The sequence below is a fragment of the Okeania sp. SIO2C9 genome (assembly GCF_010672455.1).
Classification (GTDB): domain Bacteria; phylum Cyanobacteriota; class Cyanobacteriia; order Cyanobacteriales; family Microcoleaceae; genus Okeania.
This window is the reverse complement of sequence record NZ_JAAHGO010000030.1, coordinates 37,731-59,495: the sequence shown is the minus strand read 5'-3', so window position 1 is coordinate 59,495 and position 21,765 is coordinate 37,731. Positions and strand designations below refer to the sequence as shown.

The window sequence follows — 21,765 nt, the reverse complement described above, 5'->3', positions numbered from 1 at the left end:
TGTTACCGGACATGATATTACTCCCCTACTCCATTAGCATAAAATATAGACAAAGTTATTGCTAAATTGTTGGGGATACATAATGTCAGAAGTATTAGATTTCGATTTAGTTATTAAAAATGTCCGGGTAGTGCGCCCAAATCAGAATTTGATCGCTCATCTCGACCTCGGAATTAAAAATGGCAAGTTTGCTCACATCGCCCCAGAAATTAACCCAGAATTAGGTAAGGAGGTCTTCGATGCCAAAGAATTATTAGGTTTTCCAGGGTGACAACAGGTTTAACTTATATTCGTACCGGGCAATATTATCTCAACCGAGGCGGTACTTACAAAGATTTTTTTCCTCAAGCATTGAAACTTTCAGAAGGTAATTTTTATGTAGACTACGGTTACCATCTCGCCCCCATTAGCAGCAGTCATATTGATGAATTACAATTTTTATTTGAGGAATATGGGGTGCCATCATTCAAAATATTTATGTTTTATGGTGGCTATGGTTTGCACGGAATGTCAGACCAACAAAACCTATTTTTGATGATTGATAAATCAGAAAGATATGATTTTGCTCATTTTGAATTTATTATGCGGGGGTTAACTAAATTACGGGAAAGTTATCCATAAATGCAGGATTATATTAGTTTGAGTTTGCATTGTGAAGTAGCTGATATTCTCAATGCTTATACTAAAATCGTAGAAAATGACAGCTCTCTCACTGGTCTCAAAGCTTACAGTGATTTTCGCTCTTGATGAACCACATCTTCACAAGCAAAACTTTGTAGGGACGTTCCATGGAACGTCCCTACTGTGGTCTACTAATCATGAAAACCGCTGTATAGTGCTGCTCGTCCTCCCCATTCGGAAGCACTAGCAATTGTTATTGCTTCCTATTTAGCTTATGAAACCAATTGTGTCAATATTAATTTATTACATCTGAGTTCCCAGAAAGCTGTGGAAGCAGTATTAATGATGCAAACAACATTCCCTCATATTAATTTTCGCCGAGAAGTGACAGTGGGGCATTTATTATTAGATGTGGATGCACCTACAGGCAAATGGGCGAAAGTAAATCCACCTATTCGTTCCCGTGAAGATGTAGAATATTTATGGCAGGCAGTGTTAAATCGACAAATTGATTGGATAGTCAGCGATCATGCCTGTTGTTCGGCGGAGAAAAAAGCGAGTAGTCAAGACCCGGAGAATATTTGGTTAGAGAAATCGGGTTTTGGTGGTACGGAATATTTATTGTCTGGTGTTTTCAGCGAAGGCAAAAAAAGAGGAATGTCTGAAAATAAGATCGCCGAGTTGTTGTCATGGAACCCCGCACAACGTTATGGTTTGTTGGAAAAAGGTGATGTTGCTGTTGGTTATGATGCAGACTTAGTACTTTTCGACCCCAATGAAACTTTTGTGGTGCGTGCGAGTGAGTCGGAGTCGCAGCAGGGTTATACACCGTTTGAAGGAATGGAGTTAACTGGAAAAGTCAAGAGTACATTTTTGCGGGGAAACTTGATTTATGACAAAGGAGAAGTTTTAGGGTCGCCCCAAGGAAAATATTTGAAGCGACCTTATGGGAAAACAGTTAGCAGTTAACAGTTATCATAAAGTAGTGGCGTGACACGCCTAAAACTGTGTAATAGATTTTTGTTTCTAGGTGTCTTGATCTCCCCACACTCCCCACACTCCCCATACTCCCCATACTCCCCACACTCCCCACACTCCCCACACTCCCCACACCCCCCATCTAATGCACCATTTAAGGTGTGTCAGTCTAGTAGGGTGCTGAAGCGCGATAGCGTAACGCACCATTTTTGATATTGCTGGTGCGTTACGCTCCACTTCGTTCCACTAAGGCACCCTACTGGACTGACATTGACTTGATTAAGTTCAGTCAGGAATTACTTCTAAATTCTCAATTGCGCTTAGTACAATATTAGCTCAAATATTCATCCAAAACCTGATGAAAGTGACGGATGCGAGATTCTTGATAGTTACCCAGAGTAATACCAGGTTTGGCGGATGCCTTCAAACCTTTTTGCAGCAGGAGTAAGTTGGAAGCATCTTGATCTAGTACTGGCCCTGATTGTCTCAATTCTGGTGCATCACTCCAGTTTTCCTCAGATGTCAGCCAATGAATTTTAGCTGCTGGTGGCTTAATTTCCGATGTACAAGGTTGCAAGATTAGCACTTCCATAATACAACAATCAGGGTCGTTACCATAAGGTCTAAACCGAAACTCGAACGGTTGAGTGACACTAGTAAAGGTTATAAAGTTAGGGAAAATTAAGTAAGAAATTAGATCCAGCATCTCTGTATCAGAAACAGCAGAGCAGTCTAGCTCTAAATTCTGGTTGAAGTATTGCCGAGTTGCTTCTGCTGCATAAGCACGGGGCTTCATTTCCTTAGATATCTGTAATTTTTCTGGATCAATTCCGATAAATTCTATTAGACCTATAGCAGCAGCTTGTGGGTCTTGTAGCTTACCTAGATGGGGACTTGGCACCCCAAACGGTATAATTGCCCGATTATGACTACCATAAATGTCAGTTTGGGCGTTAATATCTCCAGTAAATTTGATAATTTGTGGATGTGTTGCATTTAGATGATAAACTTCTAAAAAAGCCTCTAGTGCCACTTTCCAGTTAGCAGGCATCACTTTGGCAACGTGAGCTGCTGTAAACCTTTCTTGTAAAGCAAACTGTTGAAAATGTTCGGGTAGATTTTCTAAGTAACTCTCCAGAGACTCACAGTCTGGGTCAAAATTAATAAAGACAAAACCCTGCCATGTTGCCACCTTAATTTCAGGCAACCGGAAAGCTTCATTTTCTACTTGTTCAAAATCCCAACGACAAGGAATATGAGCTAGAGTACCATCCAATTTCCATGTCCAACCATGAAAGGGACATTGTAGAGCTAAAGTATTTCCCTCGTTAACACATAATTGGGTTCCACGGTGCAAACAAGAGTTGTAGAATGCTTGAATTTTATCAGTCTTACTCCTAACAACAATTACCGACAGGTCAGCTACATCATACACCACATAATCGCCCACATTGGGGATATTTTCTTCTCGACAAGCCCACTGCCAGACTTTTTTCCACAATTTTTCTACCTCTAAGTTATGATATTCAGGAGAAAAAAATATTTCTCTGGGAATATCGGCAGTTCCCAGATTTTTGATTGATTCTTGTTTGAGTACAGGCGGCACAGGTCGGGTATCAGTTTGCAATATTTCCTGCACTGTTTCCATCTCGTCTCTACTGAAATTTTTCCTCATCTTTTGCACCTTTTTATTGACTAGGTAAATTGCAGATATATCTTATATCATGTCCGGTTAAACTGAAATTATCTTTACTTTCCTCCAATATTTCCTTCTGACTCCTGAGTTCCCCTCCTGGGAGGGGGAGGGGCGAGGGGCAGGGCTAATTCATTGTCGTAGCGAGAATATTTACAACCCTATATTTTTGGTTAACTAATTCTAGTTAAGATGTACGAAATTTCAAAATTTCAAAGGATACAATTTTTCTCTGTTGACGATGAATTGACTTTACTCCCCTACTCCCCCACTCCCCCACTCCCCTACTTATTTTTTCTCTCGTGACAATGAATTAGCCCTGGGGGTTAGGGGTGGGTTGAATCCTGACTCCTCACAACAGTTATTTATAAGTATTCAACCGAAAATGATATAACTTAAGTAGTCTCTGGAATTGGAAATTTTTCCCCTCTTAAATAAGCATCAAAATACTTCTTAAAATACAAAATACTTGTCACATTTGGTTCATCACTTTCATCAGGAGCAAACTCATAAATTGGCAATGTTTCTCTCACCAACTTCACTAAATTAGGATGAAGTTCTTCAAAAGATTCTACCCTAGAAATAGTAGTTTCAAATCTTAATCGAGCTGGATGACCATAACCTAATTTCATCCAAGGCATCCACGGACAATCTCTCGCCCACTCAGAAGGAGGTATTTCTGTTACCCCTGGTCGAGCCACACTAGAGGTAAAATATTCTACTCCTTTAAATTTTTCTCCAGGGCAATAATCTCGATATTTACTTTCTTTTGCCAAAGGATGAGGATATTCTAAAGGAATTTCTATAACTTTTTTCACATATCCAGAATTCTGAGGAATTACAATTTTTTTTGGTGAGACAAAACCCTGTACCATCCGGTTAGCAATATGTATGACAGGAACTTCTTTTACTCCTTCTCTAGGTCGCCAATAGTGTAATACTTCTTGAGTAGATGAGTCGCAAAATAAACATATTTCCCGATTAATTCTATGTCCGGCTTCCCCATATTCTGGATGTGGTTTAAGAAATACTTTTGTGGCATTCATCCCAATAATAGAAAACAACTTTTCTTGAGGTTTTCCAGGTGATTCTATCCACCAAACTTCTCCACCCCAATTATAGTAAAGTTGTTTACCATGATTCTCTCTATAAAAATTTAAATTATCAAATTCATAGTCATGAAAATATTCACCCATTATTAACTCCAGCTTTCTATAATTTATTTTTGTATTAATTGATAATTACGTAAGCATTTCCTACGGAATGCTCGGCAAACAGCTGTCAGCTATCAGCTATCAGCTATGAGTTATGAACTTACTATTATACCGAAGGAGGAATTAGTCTCCAAAGAGAATTAAAATTTATGTTTGCGTAGCATTCCGCAGGAAATAAAAAGGTCATTAGCTAACTTGAGTAAGTTATTAGGTTCAAAAGCTGTTTGCGTAGCATTCCGCAGGAATAGCTGAATGCTTACATAATTGCTGATTGACTATTTAGTAATTAAAATTAGCTCTGAATTATAATTTTCTCTTTCACATATAAAGTATGTCTAAAAAGTTAGACAAAAAAACAAAAAAATCAAGCTGATAACTGATAACTGACTGCTAATTGCTATATTATTATAGACAAAAAATTATATCAGCAAACGAATGGTCAATCTCACCAAAAAACTCCTTGAAGCAAAAGACTGGGTGAAAGTGCGTGCTAGTACCGACGCTCAACAATCTTTTCTGACTTGGCAGGGTTCGGTTTATGCCTTTATTCCTGGGGAACCAAAACAGCATTTGTTCCAAATAGTAGGGATGAGTGTGGCCAGATGCATTCCGAGGCCGGAGGGAGGTTGGGATTTTACTTCTAGGGAACTAACATTTTATCTTGACCCCGAAACAGGGGAAAAGTTGGATACTTGGAAAAATCCCTGGACGGATGAAGTTTTGCCTGTAGTTCATGTGGCCAATAATCCAGTGCAGGGGTTATTTAAAAGACCAATGCCTGCATTAGTTGATGAGGAGTTGACTACTTATAAGTTTGACCTATTTTCTAGTTATCCCAACCCCCTCGCCGACGATCCAAAGTTTGCTGAATATAGTCCTCAACCTCTTTATCAAGCTAGCGAATTGTTTAAGTTGACAGTACCCACGGCAGATTTACAAAATCCTGACACAACTTCTGTATCTAAGGTAATGTTGGCATGGGATAGAATAGGTCCTTGGGTGCCATGGATGAAAATGGGCGATCGCTCTGGTAATCTAATTTATAGTGCTTGGGGTGGGAAGGTGGCTGGTGTTGCAGAATTACCCCAGTTAATTCAGGATGAAATGAATACTCGCGTTCCGTTGTTTAAAAATGCAGCTAAATCTCTTTTAGATAAGGATGACGTGACTTCTTGGATTTATTTTAGGCAAAATTTTGATGCTTATTTGAAAGGAGAAAAATTTCCCATTCCGGTAGAAGAAGTTGAGTAGAATTATTTATTTGTATAATTAATAGATATCTTCAGAGAAGAGGGAGTAGGTCGTAGGGACGTTGCATGCAACGTCCGTACAGAGTAGGGAGTAATAATTGATAATTTCTGTGCGATAATTGATTTTATTTTTTATTATTGGAGAAGTCTAATAATTACAGGAAATTTCATCAGGACAAGATGCACCTATGGCGGGCAAGATGCCCGCACTACAAATATTTCCTTGTTAGGACTTGTGTTTGAATAAGAGGATTGAATAAAAAAAAATTTCTTTTTTTCTTTGATGCGTAGAGTTTTTAAACCTTAATTATTTGGTAAATTCTTCTTTCTTAACTATCTAAAATAATAGTATAGCAAGGAAGGAGTTGCTGAGGACTTATGTTGATAATGAACCCTAAGACAGGGAAATGTTTTTCTGACTGTTGCCTGTTGCCTTTTGCCTGTTGCCTATTCCCCATTCCCCATTCCCTGTTACCTATTCCCTGCTATAGAATAAATAGAAGTGTTTAGATAAAAAAACAAATGTCATCTAACATTCTGGTAGTTGAAGATGAGGCAAAACTAGCTCAATTTATCGAGCTAGAACTTAAATATGAAGGTTATCAAGTAACGGTGGCTAATGATGGGTTCGCTGGCATAACAATGGCACGAGAAATTAAGCCTGATTTGATAATTCTTGACTGGATGTTACCTGGTTTATCGGGGTTAGAATTATGTCGTCGTTTGCGAACTACTGGCGATAAAGTACCAATTATTCTATTAACAGCTAAGGATGATGTGAGCGATCGCGTAGCTGGTTTAGATGCAGGGGCGGATGATTATGTATTAAAGCCTTTTAGTGTGGAAGAATTATTAGCTAGAGTTAGGGCACATCTCAGACGTACTCAAGAACCTAATCCCGATTTATTAATGTTTGAAGACCTGAGTTTAAATAGAAGTACGAGGGAAGTTTATCGGGATAATAGAGCAATTGAATTAACAGCAAAAGAATTTGATTTATTGGAATATTTAATGGCTCATCCTCGACAAGTTTTGACAAGAGATAGAATATTAGAAACTGTTTGGGGTTACGATTTTATGGGCGATTCAAATATTATTGAAGTTTATATTCGTTACTTACGTTTGAAGTTAGAATCTAATGAAGAAAAAAGGTTAATTCAAACTGTCCGAGGAGTCGGTTATGTATTGCGGGAATAATTTATAAATAAGGAAAAATATTATCTGGATAAATGTTTTTCCCACTATTAATTATTAATGGTTAAACTATTCCTTACTATATTCGTGCATTTCTTTTCTCGCCTTTTCTGTTATAGCTTCCTCTAACCACTGACTTCTATTAGGGAGCGATCGCACATACTGATCAATATCCTGTGGAACTCTTACAGATAAAGGTTTGTCAGCTTTTGGCTTTTCACCTTCACCTAATACGGTCATTATTTGGCCTTTTTTATTTCTGACTAACTTGGACATAATTTTTTGCTGATGATTTTTCCATCTATTATACTATTATACTATGTATACATCGGTCATAATTTTTTATTCTTCTATTCTGACGTATACATCAGTAATATTGATCAACAAAAGCTATATACAGACGTATACATCTGCTAATATTCAAACATGAAAAATAAAAAGTAAGCATCCCTGGAAGTTAACTAGGGACTTAGTACAAAAAAACTTGGGCTTTGAAGTCATAGCTTCAGCCCAAGTAACAAACAAAATATACACTCTAATCTTAGCAAATGTCAGAGCCGAATAATAGTGATAAAAACAACACATCTAGCCATTGGGCAGTTTCAGAAGAAGATTGTGAAAATATGGCAGAAAGAAATCAATGGAAATTATTAGAAACTAGGAAAGACGATAGTAAATCTATTCTTGATACAGAATGTATTTTTGAGGGAGAAACATCATTTGCAGACCACACAGAGAAAGACAATGACTGAAAATATTGAACAATTATTAGACGATCAAGCAACTCTAATTATTTACATGGTAAAACAAGGCGAGCAATGGGTTCGACATTCAGGAGGGTTAATTGAAAAAGATGAAACTACCCGTCTTATTCGTGCTAGTTATGATTGGCAACCAGTAGAAAAAAGACAGTATGAGCAAGAAATTGGTCGGCGACTCTATTCTACTGGTTCTGGTGCTACTCTTCGTTCTTCTAGGGCAATTCCTACAGAATGGATAGTTTCTCATGTAGAACGTTATGAACCAGACTTGCAAAATATGCCATTATTCCGTGAGGTTATTATTGCATATTGTGAGAAAAAACCAATGACTCTTGAGGAATATAAATCTTTAGTTTATGAACGAGAAGGTCAAGTTTCAGTTGAATCTTTTGGCGGTAATGAACACCGTTATCAAGAGTGGTTGAAATCAAATGGAACTTGATAAAATTTATAGACTAAATAATACAGCAGATTCCACATTATTGAGGTACACTCATAGCGGGTAATATCATGTTCCCCCTCCGGGGGAGCTACGCTAACGGTAGAATAGTTATAATTAGGCTCGTAGTAGGGCTTTAGCCCTAATAGTAAGTATTGTAAGGGCTAAAGCCCAACTACAAACAAAAATTTTATTATAAGTAATTATCCGAACATGATATAAGATGCTCTGAGAAGATTTAATTGTTAATATCTGTACTTCATATACTTGAAATCTGCTGTATTAGTTAACTATCAGAAATTTTCCTCACTTCCTCAACAGTTAAACTAAGAATTTGTGCGACTTGTTCCACACTCATTCCCGTTGCTAATAATTGAGGAATAGCATTTCTTCGTGCTTGGCGTTCCTGTTCTGCACGTTGGTCTGCTTGTTCAGCCCGTTGGCGTTCTTGTTCTGCTTGATTGGCAAAGCGATCGCTACGCGCTTTTTCTACTTCTGCTCTTTCTGCTCCTGTTAACAATAAATTACCTTCAGAGTCCCACCACCGTAACCATGATAGAGTTTGATTTTGATAGTAACCTTCCCATTTTCCCAATTCTATCCCCAGGGGTCTAATAAAGTAGTGACCCCGCTCATTCGGAGACATCTGGCGATAAGACTTATCCTCTAAATGATACATTTCTAAACTGCCAGTTTTGATGACATATATTCCGTAGTAATCTATTTTAATAATCTGCTCGTATACCCAAAATTTTCCTGGTTTTGTTGTTTCACCATCTTCGGAAACTGACAAAAGTGTTTTGTCTAATTCTTCTGTTCCGTCTCTACTGGCAAATTCTAGAGCAATTAAAGGTGCTATATATTCTAGCCACAGACAATAGAAACAACGAATTTCACCGTTTAATAGTGGTGGTACATTGGGAATTTGACATCCTCCCCGGCCTAAAGGCGCGGGGATTCCTACTGAGCCGTAGCTCTTCGGCGGGTTGACGCTTCACAGGGTGCTGCTTCCTTGGCGGTAGTCTGATGCTTCCCTCCACGTCCGTTTAGAGTTTCCGAGTGCCCCCCGGCAACTAATAACAGTTTAGCATATATCCAATTCACTTGCAAATGAAATAAAAAGTCGCCCTACAAGGGCGAGGCTTTAAACCCAATTTTTCGGTAAAACCAATCTGGTGCTTCTGCTCCTCTTTCGGGGGGTTCTGTTTCTCGCCAATAGATACCACTATCTTGCCCGATCACATAATTTCCATCTGGGTGTCGTTGTTGTAAAATTGGTGCGATGGAATCAGTTAAAAGGATGCTTTGGGGATGTTCCTGGAAATTTTTCACAAAGGTGTCGTCTTCATCTGGTAATTGAGTATGATCGGGAAAAGGTGGTGGTAGGTCTATTTTTATTTTTGTCTCTGCCATTAAAAATTCTACCTTTGGTGATTATGATTACCTGAGTTTTATCACAACTATAAACTATATTAGTTCAAGTAGAAAACAAGTCAGGTTGATGAATAACATACCATAACTTGATGGAAAAAAATAAACCAGACTTATCCCTTCAGCCTTTATTCCTGCATTTCTTTTCCAGCCTTTTCTGTTATTGCTTCCTCTAACCACTGACTTCTATAGCGATCGCAAATACTCATCAATATCCTGTGTAACTTTTACAGATAAAGGCTTTTCAGCTTTTGGCTTTTCACCTTCACCCAATACGGTCATTACTTGGCCTTTTTGATTTCTGACTAATTCTGTTTTTCGGGCTGAAGCCCTACTACGAACTATATCGTGATAATATAGAAACATGAAAAATAAAGGGTAAGCTTCAGTTCTCTGTTTTTCGGGCTGAAGCCCTACTACGAACTATATCGTGATAATATAGAAACATGAAAAATAAAGGGTAAGCTTCAGTTCTCTGTTTTTCGGGCTGAAGCCCTACTACGAACGAATAAGTGAAATGTACGAATATCGTAAACTTACAGCTCAACAGAAAGCGGAAATAGTTCGGCAAAGATTGGCTAATGGTTATCCTCCTCATTCACCTCCTCATCATTTGACCAATTATGAATTTTATTTATTAACAGCAACTTGTTTTGAACATAAGTGCCGTTTAAATTCTGAACCTCGCCGTCAACAAATTTTAAATTTACTTTGGGAAAATTTTATCGATATTGATATTACAATTTTAGCTTGGGTAGTTTTACCAAATCATTATCATTTATTAGTTAAAAATGTTGACTTTAAAAAAGTAACTAAAACTCTGAGATTAATTCATGGTAAATTAGCTCGTCAGTGGAATTTAGAAGATAACTTGACTGGCAAAGTTTGGCATTCTTATTCTGACCGAGGAATTCGTTCGGAAAATCATTATTATGCAACAATAAATTATATTCACTATAATCCTGTCAAACATGGTTATGTCAACTCTCCTTATGATTGGCAGGAAAGTAGCGTTCATTGGTATTTAAAATATGAGGGAAGAGATTGGTTAAGAAGTTGTTGGGTAGAGTATCCATTGAGAGATTATGGGAAAGGATGGGATAGTATTTAGCTCGTAGTTGAGTTCGTAGTAGGGCTTTATCCCCCTCTATTTTTCAGAGAGAAACAAAATTTAAAAAGTCGAGCATTGTGTTCGTAGTAGGGCTTTAGCCCCCTCTATTTTTCGGAGAGAAACAAAATTTAAAAAGTCGAAAATTGAGTTCGTAGTAGGGCTTTAGCCCCTCTATTTTTCGGAGAGAAACAAAATTTAAAAAGTCGAAAATTGAGTTCGTAGTAGGGCTTTAGCCCCCTCTATTTTTCGGAGTAAAACAAAATTGTAAAAGTCGAGCATTGAGTTCGTAGTAGGGCTTTAGCCCCCTCTATTTTTCGGAGAGAAACAAAATTTAAAAGTCGAGCATTGTGTTCGTAGTAGGGCTTTAGCCCCCTCTATTTTTCGGAGAGAAACAAAATTTAAAAAGTCGAAAATTGAGTTCGTAGTAGGGCTTTAGCCCCCTCTATTTTTTGGCTTGAAGCACTACTACAAGCTTAATTTTTTGGCACATTTAAAGATATAAATTGCCTTCTTTTGTTTCTGTTTTTCCTCTATTTTTGCTAGATTTTTCACTTCTTAATTACACTAGGATGAACGGGAAGATTTTCGCAAGTTCTCTCATATTTATCCAACCCACTATTCATATAGCGCTGCCACTCCTCTGCTGTTAAATTCCGACTGAGGCGGCGACAAGCTTCTGTCATTAAATCTTCTGTCATTATCTGATGGAGGCGGGCAGTTTTGTCAGCACTTGCTGAAGCAATGGTTTTGCCGTCGGAGCTAAATGCTACTGCCCATACCGTGTCCTCGTGGTTGAGAGTAGCTAATTCTTTGCCAGTAGAAGCATCCCAGAGGCGGGCGGTTTTGTCAAAACTTCCTGTAGCAATGGTTTTACCGTCGGAGCTAAATGCTACTGCTCTTACCTCACCCTCGTGGTTGAGAGTAACTAATTCTTTGCCAGTCTCAGCATTCCAGAGGCGGGCGGTTTTGTCAGCACTAGCAGTAGCAATGGTTTTACCGTCGGAGCTAAATGCTACTGCTCTTACCTCACCCTCGTGGTTGAGAGTAGCTAATTCTTTGCCAGTAGAAGCATCCCAGAGGCGGGCGGTTTTGTCAAAACTTCCTGTAGCAATGGTTTTACCGTCGGAGCTAAATGCTACTGCTCTTACCTCACCCTCGTGGTTGAGAGTAACTAATTCTTTGCCAGTCTCAGCATTCCAGAGGCGGGCGGTTTTGTCCCAACTAGCAGTAGCAATGGTTTTACCGTCGGAGCTAAATGCTACTTCCGATACCCTGCCCTCGTGGTTGAGAGTAGCTAATTCATTGCCAGTAGAAGCATCCCAGAGGCGGGCGGTTTTGTCATCACTTGCAGTAGCAATGGTTTTACCGTCGGAGCTAAATGCTACTGCATTTACCAAACCCTCGTGGTTGAGAGTAGCTAATTCATTGCCAGTATCAGCATCCCAGAGGCGGGCGGTTTTGTCCCAACTAGCAGTAGCAATGGTTTTACCGTCGGAGCTAAATGCTACTTCCGATACCCTGCCCTCGTGGTTGAGAGTAGCTAATTTATTGCCAGTATCAGCATCCCAGAGGCGGGCGGTTTTGTCAGAACTTCCTGTAGCAATGGTTTTAGCGTCGGAGCTAAATGCTACTTCCCATACCTTGCCCTCGTGGTTGAGAGTAGCTAATTTATTGCCAGTATCAGCATCCCAGAGGCGGGCGGTTTTGTCAAAACTAGCAGTAGCAATGGTTTTACCGTCGGAGCTAAAAGCTACTGCTATTACCAAACCCTCGTGGTTGAGAGTAGCTAATTCATTGCCAGTAGAAGCATCCCAGAGGCGGGAGGTTTTGTCATGACTTGCAGTAGCCATGGTTTTACCGTCGGAGCTAAAAGCTACTGCTATTACCGCACCCTCGTGGTTGAGAGTAGCTAATACATTGCCAGTAGTAGCATCCCAGAGGCGGGCGGTATAGTCACCACTTGCAGTAGCAATGGTTTTACCATCGGAGCTAAATGCTACTGCAAATACCCAGTCCTCGTGGTTGAGAGTAGCTAATTCTTTGCCAGTAGAAGCATCCCAGAGGCGGGCGGTTTTGTCAAAACTAGCAGTAGCAATGGTTTTACCGTCGGAGCTAAAAGCTACTGCTATTACCAAACCCTCGTGGTTGAGAGTAGCTAATTCTTTGCCAGTCTCAGCATCCCAGAGGCGGGCGGTATTGTCATCACTTGCAGTAGCAATGGTTTTACCGTCGGAGCTAAATGCTACTGCTATTACCGCACCCTCGTGGTTAAGAGTAGCTAATTCATTGCCAGTCTCAGCATCCCAGAGGCGGGCGGTATTGTCCCAACTAGCAGTAGCAATGATTTTACCGTCGGAGCTAAATGCTACTGCATTTACCCTGGACTTGTGGTTGAGAGTAGCTAATTCTTTGCCAGTCTCAGCATCCCAGAGGCGGGCGGTATTGTCAGAACTTCCTGTAGCAATGGTTTTACCGTCGGAGCTAAATGCTACTGCATTTACCCTGGACTTGTGGTTGAGAGTAGCTAATTCTTTGCCAGTATCGGCATCCCAGAGGCGGGCGGTATTGTCCCAACTAGCAGTAGCCATGGTTTTACCGTCGGAGCTAAATGCTACTGCATTTACCCTGGACTTGTGGTTGAGAGTATGCAGATGATCTGGTAGTTTCGTTAGTCCATTGCGGATAGCTCCATCTGCCTCATTCTGAGGAATATCTAAAAATTGACCGTCTAAAAATGTCTTGAAAACTTTCCTCCATCCGGACTCTCGCCATTGCTTAAATTTTTGAACTTTTTCCATGGACTGAAGTCCTAACAAAACACTTGTATCATAAAGGTTATTATTTCTGATAATCTCTGCTTTTCCTGCCATCTTACTCGTCAATGATACTTCACTATTATGTTTAGCTATCCTTTGTTGTATCCAACTATAGGCAAATAACCCACTCATAAACAGCAAAGAAACACCCAAAATTTGATTCCGTCTTTGAGCTAACCTCCTAGCTTTTTGCTCTTGTTCAAATTCCCTTTTTTTCCGTTCTTTCTCTTCAACTTCCCAACGCTTTCTCAACTCCTGACTTGCTCTCACAAATTCATAAGCAAATCCATTTAACAAACCCATATTCCCATATTTTGTCACATATTCTTCTGCTTTTATTAACTGTCCTTCTCGCCATAACCAATCATCTTGTTTATCGTGTTTTTTCCACTCAGCAGCATCTGCTTCTATTTTCCTCTCCAACGGCAAAGCTTCTTGATATTCTTCTACCCAATTTCTCAGCTTTTCCCAACTTCTAATTAATTCTTCGTGAATAACATCTAATAATGTTCCTTTTTCTGACTTATCTTTGGTAATTAGTCGATTATTTTGGTCTGCCAATTTATCACTTACTTCTAACAACAGCTCTAAACTATGTTGTTCATTGGGCAAATATTCTAATATTACTCGCCTCCGAGTATCTGTTATTTTTCCTGAATTTATTTGTTGTTCTCCAGGCTGTACTAATTCTAAAAATATCCTCTTAGCAACCGATTTTTCCTCTTTACTCAAACTCTCAAATACTTGATTAGCTCGTTTAGTCAAAGTTCCTTTTATTCCACCCAACTTTCTATAAGTTGTCAGAGTTAAATATTTACTTTTCTCTTCTCCTTGATTCGCAGATTTCCACAGTACATCCAGAGTATATTGCAAGAGAGGTAAACTACCTGGATTACGCAAAAAATCTTGTGTCATTTGAGCAACTAATCCTGGTTCTACTCCCATCCCTACTAATTCGGCTGGTTTTTTTATTGCCTCTTCTATTTCATCTTTTTCCAGAGGCGTTACTAATAGTTGATGTTCTTTAATTTGAGTTGCTAATCCTGGATATTTTGAACATTGGTCGAGAAAGTCTGCCCGCATTCCTAAGATTAAACAAAGTTTCTTTTGAATTGTTTCATTTGCTAAAACTGATAAGAAGCAATTAAAGAATTCTTGTCGTTTTTCGTGAGTTTCACACAGAGTAAAAGATTCTTCAAATTGGTCGATTACTATGATGACTCTTTCTGCTTCTACTGACTGAATAAATTCGATTAATTTTTCTGTTAAGTTCTCTGGTTTTTCTGCTTCTATATGATCGGGATTCTTTAATTTATGAGGTACAGTTTTAGATCCCCCCCAGCCCCCCTTTTTAAGGGGGGAGTTTTCAATTTCTCCCTTTGTCAGGGGGGACTCTTCAATTTCCCCGACCCTCTCCTGTTTCAGGGTTGAGTCTTCAAAGTCCCCGACCCTTTCCTGGTTATATCGCTGAGGTACAGTTTTAGATCCCCCCCAGCCCCCCTTTTTAAGGGGGGAGCTTTGAATTTCTCCATTTTTCAGGGGAGAGCTTTGAATTTCTCCCTTTGTTAGGGGGGAGTCTTCAATTTCCCCGACCCTCTCCTGTTTCCGGGTTGAGTCTTCAAAGTCCTCTGCTGTCGCCTTTTCTAAGGGGGAAGCCTTCAAAGTCCCCCTTTCTAAGGGGGATTTAGGGGGATCGTAAATGTTTGCTATAATTGCATTTTCCAGATTTTCTAGAGGTGTTGCAGTGGGAGTAAATGGTTTAATATATTGCCATCTATCGCTGCCCGATATTTTCTGCCCCCGCTTCAATTGATATAATAAACCTGCTCTTAATAAGGATGATTTTCCACTACCGGATGCTCCTAATACAGCGATAAAATTATTTGTTCTGACTCGGTCTATTAATTCATCTGTTAATCTAGTTCTGCCATGAAAAAATACTGCATCTTTTTCCTGTTCTGTAAAATAAGATAAAGCACGATAAGGAGGAGTATTTTTCCAACTTTCATCTAAGGGTTCAGTCTCAGTATTAGTAGTTAGAATTATTGCATCTCCTGAATTATGAAATACAGGAGCTTGAGCAGTATCAACCATATTCTTTTTGATAGAATCTGCCAATATATAGTTAGTTACCCAACCATCTACAGAATTTTCTGGATTTAAACCTTTGAGTAATCTTGCTGTAAAAACACCTTGTTCTCCATCTATTTGTTCTACACTTGTTTCAAAGGAACGAGCAGCAGTAATAAAACAGCGACTTACTTTTTTTCCTGTACCAGGGTCTGCTTCTTGAAAGTTTAAAAATTCTCCACTAAAACAACAGTCTAACCAAACTATTTGTGTTGGGACTGGACTATTTTTTAATAATTCTTTTAACCAATTTAAAGAAATACCATATTTCTCATTTTTAAGTTGAGCATCACTGGTGACTAAAAATCCTTCTTGAATTCCTCCTGTTTCTTTCAAATAACCATGTCCGGCAAAGAAGAGTAAAGCTACATCTGGAATTTCATTTTTGGATGGAGGATTAAATAAGTTAATAATCTTTTTTTCCAGGTCATTAATTTTGACAAGACCCTTGGGAAGAAATCTAGGTTTACCTTCTTGGTTGTAAGTTTTAGGTAAACGTTGTACATGAAATTTGCCGTATTTTTCTAACATTTCGGCTATGGCTTCTGCGTCTTTTACGGGTGCTTTGAGGTTTAAGTCTCCCAGTTTCTTTTTTTTGAGAAATGGATAAGAATTAATTCCTACTACTAATGCTTCTCTATTCATAATGATTGATTATTTGGTAAAGTTTTCAACAAATTAATCTGGATAATTCTGAGGATTTTCTATCAATAATCCTTCCCTTAAAACAGCTACATTTAGTTCATTATCTGCTGAAACAAAAGTAATAGCAGGTCATTTCAGTTATCAGTTATCAGTTATTATTAAGCAGGGAAACAAAATAAATCACACATTTTAGAAGGTAAAAACCTTGCTTTATAGCCATTGTTTGTATAAATTATCTTGTGTAGATGCTTAACGGGACTTAGACAAAGGAGAATTTTTTTATGCTATAATTATTATAGCCCTATCTTAAAGATTTTAATCTTCCATGAGTATTGTAATCCCCAATGAGATTATCCAAGCAACGGGAAAAAGCGAAAAAATATTGCAACTAGAAATAGCAATTATCATGTTTAGAGACTATCAAATTAGCAGTGCAAAAGCGGCTAATTTTGCTAATTTATCATTAATTGAATTTCGTCAAGAACTAGCCCAAAGAAATATTTGTGTCAATTATGATAGTTCAGATTTTCAACAAGAATTACAAACATTAAAAACCTTGGGTGAATTGTGATCATTGTTAGTAATACATCACCCATTACCAGTTTGTCAGCCATTGGCTATCTTAACCTACTCCATGATATTTATGGCACAATTATTATTCCGGTAGCTGTTTATGAAGAAATGACAGGATTAGGTTATAATGTACCAGGTACGATTGAAGTTCAAACTTTACCTTGGATAGAAAAACGTGAGTTAAAGAATCGGTTATTATTGGAAAGGTTAGAGAATGAATTACATCGAGGAGAATCAGAAACAATAGCTTTAGCAGTTTCTTTAGATGCTGAACGAGTAATCATAGATGAAAACCCAGGTCGAAAAAAAGCTATTAGTTTAGGGTTGAATGTGATTGGTGTTTTAGGTATCTTGTTAATTGCTAAACAAAGAAGACTAATTACTAATATTCAGCCATTAATGGATGATTTAATTACTGAAGCAGGTTTTCGTATTAATCAGAGATTGTATCTATATGTATTAAAGTTGGCACAAGAATCTAATCAAGACTAATAACTAAATTCATCTAAAACTACAGAAAAAATAAACGACAAATCAAGGAAGCACAAAATGAACGATTCAGCGAACAAATTCTTATTATCTATGTTATTAGCAATCAAAGAGTTAGATAGTCCCCTAAATGCAGAGGAAAACGAGAATCTTTATATTGCTGGTCAACAATTATCCCTTGACCCTACAGCTTGGGAAACAGATATTGAACCAACCCTAATGGAAATAATTAACAATAACCCATCCCTCAATACAGTCTTTCAAAATATTAACTCCAAGCTAGAAAAAATTGATGAGATTCCTCAAAATTTAATCCCTAATACCGAAGAAATAACAGCACTTATTCCTACCGAGGAAAATCAACCCCTAGAGCGTCCTATTCCTGATATTGATATGTCAGATTTTCAAAGCAATGAAATTACCAATGCAGCCATCCAAATTATCTCATCACCAGAGCCATCAGAAACAGTAAAAAAAATTAGTAAGTTTGATAAATTATTGAATTTAATTAGTCAGAAGTATTCAGACAATAAATAATTTTTGTAGTTGGGATGGGGCAGGTTTATCTAATGTCATTACGAGGCGAAAATGAAACAAATTAACCTTTCGAGGAAAGTATATTTTCAATAGACGTAATCTCCAAATTAATTTTTTTAGAAAAGATTACCAAGAGAGGTCATTTCTGTTATCAGTACCTCTGGCTGTTTGCGCAGCATGACCTAGGAAACCCAGAGGCTTGAAATACGGAAACTTACTTTTTTCATCCCCTTAAAAGGGGAGGCTTTAGACCTTGTTTTTTGGTAATAACTAAGTAAACCAAAATAATTACTTTCTCAACCCCCCTCGCAATGAAATTATAAGTAACCTAACCTACAACTATATTAATAACTAAAAATATGACCGATATTATTAATCCCACCATTGACTTATTTCTCTACGACCTGAGAAACGGTCTCGGTGATGATGAAAAAGACATAGAACAAAAACGCCAATATTTTTATCAGAAATTCCACCCAACTGTTCAGGAAAAATTAAAACAAGACGGACAAGACAACGACCAAGATATAGAAGTAGAATATGTTCCCCTGCTCAAATCTAATTATGCTCCTTTAGATCCTAATAGTTCTGGAGAAGATGGTTATTACTATCCAGTAAGATTAGGAGATAGTTATGGACTATTATTAGAAGTTGCTGCACCCGAAAAAAAAACACCAGAATATTTTGGCGAATTAAGAACAAAAGTTGAACAAAAATTAGGAGAAAATACAGCCACATTAGGTCAGACTTGGATGCTATCCACCTACCTACCCAATTCCTCAGAAACAACCCCAGAAGAAATAGAAGAAATAGCCAAAAAATGTTGCAAAGCAATTTTTCCCAACGGACAAGAAATAGAATTTAAGGGCAAAGGTGAATTTATTGGAGCAAAAATTTTTGAATATTCTGACAATAGGTTAAAACAACAAACTGTAAAATTAACAGACAAAAAAATTACTGCTATTGTTCAAAATCAACATATTATTATTGCTATCTATCCAGACCAAGAAACATTCTACAAATTAAGTAAATTTTATCGAGACTGGATAGGGTTATTTTATTATCACCATAAAATTATTTGGGCTTACGGCCAAACTCGGACTTTAAGTAATCTAATTAAAAATACATTTAGTCAAATTCAGACAAAAATTGAATCTATAGAAGCAAATATTACTGCAGGAAAGAAGCAAGTTAATAAGTTGGAAGAAATTAGTGATGTTCTGAGTCAATTCCAAGTTGCCATCTATAAATATACGCAGAATCTAAACAATTTAAAATTTCAACAAGGCACAATAGAAATAAATTTAAGTAATTACGATAAAAGATTACAAACTCTCTATAAAAAAGCCATAGAAAAAGTCACTATAAATAAAACCACAATCGACTTTTTTGAAGAATTTAGTCAATTAGTCAACGAAAAATATCTTTTGCAAATTACAAGAGATTTACAAAATTTTGACCAGGGATTGAAATTATTAGAAGGTAATATTAACCCTATCCGCAGCCAAGTAGAAATAGAAAAAGCTAAGAACGATCGGAACTTTCAAGAATTAATTACTGTGGTAGGTACAGGAGCAGCTGTTTTTAATTATATCGAGAAAGATGTCAGTGTCAAACAACAATGTGAATTAATTCTCTCTAAGAATTTCTGTGAAAATACAAATACATTGATAGTCAAATTAATCATAATTGTAGCTGCCAGTATATTTGTTTTGTTTTTCAGAAAATATATATTAAAGCGATCGTAAATTAATTTGACCAAAAAATAATAAGGTTTTAAGCCTCCTCTTTCAAGGGGATGAAAAAGCGGTCGAGAGATGGCGAGGTTTCCTCGCCATATCTAATCGACCAAGAGAAAATAAAGTTCAATATTTCAAGGCTCTGACTTTAACTAGAGGTACTGATAACTGTTAACGCAGTTCCTCCGGAGGAGGCTAACTGATAACTGAAATGACCTGAACCCATGATTACTACTACAGAAGTTCCAGTAGTATGGAAAATTTATTACTTCAACAATTTTTGATGTAAAGACGTCTACTTATTTATTCTCTTATTCTTTACTTCTTCTCAGCAAATACTCATTTAAAAGTGTTTTAAATAAAAATATATAACTAGATAAATTTTCACAAGATATAAATCATACTTTGTGAAAATTTCCTTAATGTGTGTCATCTTCAGCTTAATTATTTGGTAGATATAATGAATTGGGAAAAATTTGAACAAGATTTATCTATGACCAAAAAATAAGGTCTGAAGCCTCCCCTTTCAAGGGGATGAAAAAGCGGTCGAGAGATGGCGAGGTTTCCTCGCCATATCTAATCGACCAAGAGAAAATAAAGTTCAATATTTCAAGCCTCTGACTTTAACTAGAGGTACTGATAACTGATAACTGATAACTGAAATGACCGATACAACTACAAATGAACAATTGACTGCTAACTATAATATTGAAAATGCAGTTTTAGAACGTTATCAAGCAGGGGCTCAACAAGTACAACCAGCTCTATGTTGTCCGACTGAATATGAGGAAAATTATCTAGATATTTTACCTCAAGAAATTATTCAAAAAGATTATGGTTGTGGCGACCCTACTCTTTATATTAAATCTGGAGAAACAGTTGTAGATTTAGGTTCGGGTGCTGGAAAAAATTGCTATATTATTGCTCAAAAGGTTGGTGCCGAAGGGCAAGTAATAGGAGTAGATTTTAATGATGATATGTTAGGATTAGCTCGAAAATATCAAGATGAAATAGCTACTAAAATTGGATTCAAAAATACCAAATTTGTCAAAGGAAAAATTCAAGATTTAGCCCTTGACTTAGATATAGTTGAACAGTGGCTTACCGCAAATCCAATTACTTCTATTGATGCTCTAGCAGCTTTTGAATCAGAATGTAATGCACTCCGCAAAGAACAACCTTTAATTCCAGATAATAGTGTTGATGTAGTAATTTCTAATTGTGTGTTGAATTTAGTTCGTCCCCAAGATAAAGAAAAACTATTTAGTGAAATTTATAGAGTCTTAAAGCGAGGTGGTAGAGCAGTTATTTCTGATATTGTCTGCGATGAAGACCCAACTCCAGATATTATTAATGACCCGGAATTATGGAGTGGTTGTATTGCTGGAGCATTTCGAGAAGATGTTTTTCTAAAAATGTTTGAAAAAGCTGGTTTTTACGGAGTTGAAATTCTCAAACGTCAAGAAAAACCATGGCAAGTAATAGATGGAATTGAATTTAATTCTGTGACAGTTCGTGCTTTTAAAGGAAAAGAAGGAGAATGTTTAGAAAGGAATCAGGCTGTAATCTACAAAGGTCCTTGGAAAAAGGTAGTTGATGATGATGGTCATACTTTGTACAGAGGTCAAAGAATGGCTGTTTGTGATAAAACTTTCAAAATTTATACAGACAAAAATAGTCCTTATCATCAGGATTTTTTGCCTGTTGAGCCTTATACAGATATTCCATTAAATTTAGCAAAACAATTTAATTGCCGACGCTCTAAAGATAGGCATCCTAAGGAAACTAAAGGTTTAGATTATCGAATTACAAGTATTAATGATAATACTGACTGTTGCAGTCCTTCAGATTGTGGTTGAATTAAATCAAAAATAATCTTAAATTACAGACTGGGATAATTCTAATATCATGTCTGGTTTAATACTTATAAATCATTGAGTAGCAGAGCAGGGATAGATTTGCCGTTGAAGTGAGAAAGAAGATGATTTTTTTATCACTAATTAAAGGGATATTCTATTAATGATCTGACTTTAAATACAGTAGAAACGAGAGACTAATTTCTACTGTATTTTTTTGTATAACAGAAGGAAGAAGCAAAAATCTGGCGTTGTGTGAGTTTTCAGCTTTTAGGGGAAGTGGTAGAT

21 protein-coding genes and 2 pseudogenes are annotated in these 21,765 nt (G+C 37.3%); 14 read left to right on the top strand and 9 right to left on the bottom strand.

From position 1 onward, the window contains the following. Positions 1-82: 82 nt before the first annotated feature. The 4 genes from F6K23_RS22160 (at position 83) to F6K23_RS22145 (ending at position 1,590) form a co-directional block, all read left to right on the top strand. On the top strand, positions 83-271 hold the full coding sequence (locus F6K23_RS22160; protein ID WP_293159862.1) for a hypothetical protein: 189 nt from the start codon (positions 83-85) through the stop codon (positions 269-271). Then, positions 268-621 (top strand): hypothetical protein, encoded by a 354-nt coding sequence (locus F6K23_RS22155; protein ID WP_293159860.1) that lies wholly within the window; start codon positions 268-270, stop codon positions 619-621. The genes F6K23_RS22160 and F6K23_RS22155 overlap by 4 nt, the downstream gene beginning before the upstream one ends. Next, a complete protein-coding gene (locus tag F6K23_RS22150; RefSeq protein ID WP_293159858.1) occupies positions 622-747 on the top strand; it encodes a hypothetical protein in 126 nt (41 codons plus the stop codon). Positions 748-963: 216 nt separating this feature from the next. Further along, a complete protein-coding gene (locus F6K23_RS22145) occupies positions 964-1,590 on the top strand; it encodes an amidohydrolase family protein (protein WP_293159856.1) in 627 nt (208 codons plus the stop codon). A gap of 57 nt (positions 1,591-1,647) precedes the next feature. Here the strand turns inward: F6K23_RS22145 and F6K23_RS22140 are convergent, their stop codons facing one another. From F6K23_RS22140 to F6K23_RS22130, 3 genes are all read right to left on the bottom strand, one after another. Then, on the bottom strand, positions 1,648-1,806 hold the full coding sequence (locus F6K23_RS22140; RefSeq protein WP_293159854.1) for a hypothetical protein: 159 nt from the start codon (positions 1,804-1,806) through the stop codon (positions 1,648-1,650). A gap of 124 nt (positions 1,807-1,930) precedes the next feature. Continuing rightward, positions 1,931-3,247 (bottom strand): aromatic ring-hydroxylating dioxygenase subunit alpha, encoded by a 1,317-nt coding sequence (locus F6K23_RS22135; RefSeq protein ID WP_293159852.1) that lies wholly within the window; start codon positions 3,245-3,247, stop codon positions 1,931-1,933. A gap of 440 nt (positions 3,248-3,687) precedes the next feature. After that, positions 3,688-4,488, bottom strand: a complete 801-nt coding sequence (locus F6K23_RS22130) for a DUF1838 family protein (protein ID WP_293159850.1) — start codon at positions 4,486-4,488, stop codon at positions 3,688-3,690. A gap of 453 nt (positions 4,489-4,941) precedes the next feature. On the opposite strand from F6K23_RS22130, the gene F6K23_RS22125 reads away from it, so the two are divergent. After that, entirely contained in the window at positions 4,942-5,757 is an 816-nt protein-coding gene (locus F6K23_RS22125) for a DUF1838 domain-containing protein (protein ID WP_293159848.1), read from the top strand. Positions 5,758-6,278: 521 nt separating this feature from the next. After that, positions 6,279-6,953, top strand: coding sequence for a response regulator transcription factor (locus F6K23_RS22120; protein ID WP_124143623.1), 675 nt, complete (start codon positions 6,279-6,281; stop codon positions 6,951-6,953). Positions 6,954-7,019: 66 nt separating this feature from the next. On the opposite strand, the gene F6K23_RS22115 is transcribed toward F6K23_RS22120, so the two are convergent. After that, on the bottom strand, positions 7,020-7,226 hold the full coding sequence (locus F6K23_RS22115; RefSeq protein ID WP_293159845.1) for a hypothetical protein: 207 nt from the start codon (positions 7,224-7,226) through the stop codon (positions 7,020-7,022). A gap of 272 nt (positions 7,227-7,498) precedes the next feature. On the opposite strand from F6K23_RS22115, the gene F6K23_RS22110 reads away from it, so the two are divergent. Further along, entirely contained in the window at positions 7,499-7,702 is a 204-nt protein-coding gene (locus F6K23_RS22110) for a hypothetical protein (protein WP_293159844.1), read from the top strand. Next, positions 7,695-8,153 carry a hypothetical protein gene (locus F6K23_RS22105; RefSeq protein WP_293159842.1) on the top strand — a complete coding sequence of 153 codons (459 nt, stop codon included), beginning with the start codon at positions 7,695-7,697 and terminating at the stop codon, positions 8,151-8,153. The genes F6K23_RS22110 and F6K23_RS22105 overlap by 8 nt, the downstream gene beginning before the upstream one ends. 283 nt (positions 8,154-8,436) lie before the next feature. On the opposite strand, the pseudogene F6K23_RS22100 reads toward F6K23_RS22105, so the two are convergent. The 4 genes and pseudogenes from F6K23_RS22100 to F6K23_RS22085 form a co-directional block, all read right to left on the bottom strand. Beyond that, positions 8,437-9,114 (bottom strand): annotated as a pseudogene (locus F6K23_RS22100) (Uma2 family endonuclease); the annotation flags it as partial. Continuing rightward, positions 9,111-9,254 carry a hypothetical protein gene (locus F6K23_RS22095; RefSeq protein ID WP_293088335.1) on the bottom strand — a complete coding sequence of 48 codons (144 nt, stop codon included), beginning with the start codon at positions 9,252-9,254 and terminating at the stop codon, positions 9,111-9,113. The pseudogene F6K23_RS22100 and the gene F6K23_RS22095, both read right to left, overlap by 4 nt. A gap of 57 nt (positions 9,255-9,311) precedes the next feature. Then, positions 9,312-9,563 (bottom strand): annotated as a pseudogene (locus F6K23_RS22090) (Uma2 family endonuclease); the annotation flags it as partial. Positions 9,564-9,767: 204 nt separating this feature from the next. Further along, complete coding sequence (locus tag F6K23_RS22085) at positions 9,768-9,947, bottom strand: hypothetical protein (protein ID WP_293159840.1); 180 nt, start codon at positions 9,945-9,947, stop codon at positions 9,768-9,770. 151 nt (positions 9,948-10,098) lie between these two features. Here F6K23_RS22085 and F6K23_RS22080 point away from each other — a divergent pair, with 151 nt between their 5' ends. Further along, entirely contained in the window at positions 10,099-10,692 is a 594-nt protein-coding gene (locus tag F6K23_RS22080) for a transposase (protein WP_293159838.1), read from the top strand. A gap of 548 nt (positions 10,693-11,240) precedes the next feature. Here the strand turns inward: F6K23_RS22080 and F6K23_RS22075 are convergent. After that, positions 11,241-16,283, bottom strand: coding sequence for a PQQ-binding-like beta-propeller repeat protein (locus tag F6K23_RS22075; protein ID WP_293159836.1), 5,043 nt, complete (start codon positions 16,281-16,283; stop codon positions 11,241-11,243). Between the two features lie 325 nt (positions 16,284-16,608). Here F6K23_RS22075 and F6K23_RS22070 point away from each other — a divergent pair, with 325 nt between their 5' ends. The 5 genes from F6K23_RS22070 to F6K23_RS22050 all read left to right on the top strand — a co-directional run bounded on the left by F6K23_RS22070 (position 16,609) and on the right by F6K23_RS22050 (position 21,480). Next, positions 16,609-16,854 carry a UPF0175 family protein gene (locus F6K23_RS22070; RefSeq protein WP_293159834.1) on the top strand — a complete coding sequence of 82 codons (246 nt, stop codon included), beginning with the start codon at positions 16,609-16,611 and terminating at the stop codon, positions 16,852-16,854. Further along, complete coding sequence (locus tag F6K23_RS22065; protein WP_293159833.1) at positions 16,851-17,348, top strand: DUF3368 domain-containing protein; 498 nt, start codon at positions 16,851-16,853, stop codon at positions 17,346-17,348. Before F6K23_RS22070 ends, F6K23_RS22065 begins: the two co-directional genes overlap by 4 nt. Before the next feature lie 57 nt (positions 17,349-17,405). Then, positions 17,406-17,882: a hypothetical protein gene (locus F6K23_RS22060; RefSeq protein ID WP_293159831.1), complete on the top strand. Its 477-nt coding sequence runs from the start codon at positions 17,406-17,408 to the stop codon at positions 17,880-17,882. A 359-nt stretch (positions 17,883-18,241) separates the two neighbouring features. Then, positions 18,242-19,630 (top strand): hypothetical protein, encoded by a 1,389-nt coding sequence (locus F6K23_RS22055; RefSeq protein WP_293159829.1) that lies wholly within the window; start codon positions 18,242-18,244, stop codon positions 19,628-19,630. A 653-nt stretch (positions 19,631-20,283) separates the two neighbouring features. Further along, the gene (locus tag F6K23_RS22050) at positions 20,284-21,480 is read left to right on the top strand and encodes a methyltransferase domain-containing protein (RefSeq protein WP_293159827.1); all 1,197 of its coding nucleotides are present in this window, start codon (positions 20,284-20,286) and stop codon (positions 21,478-21,480) included. Positions 21,481-21,765 lie beyond the last annotated feature (285 nt).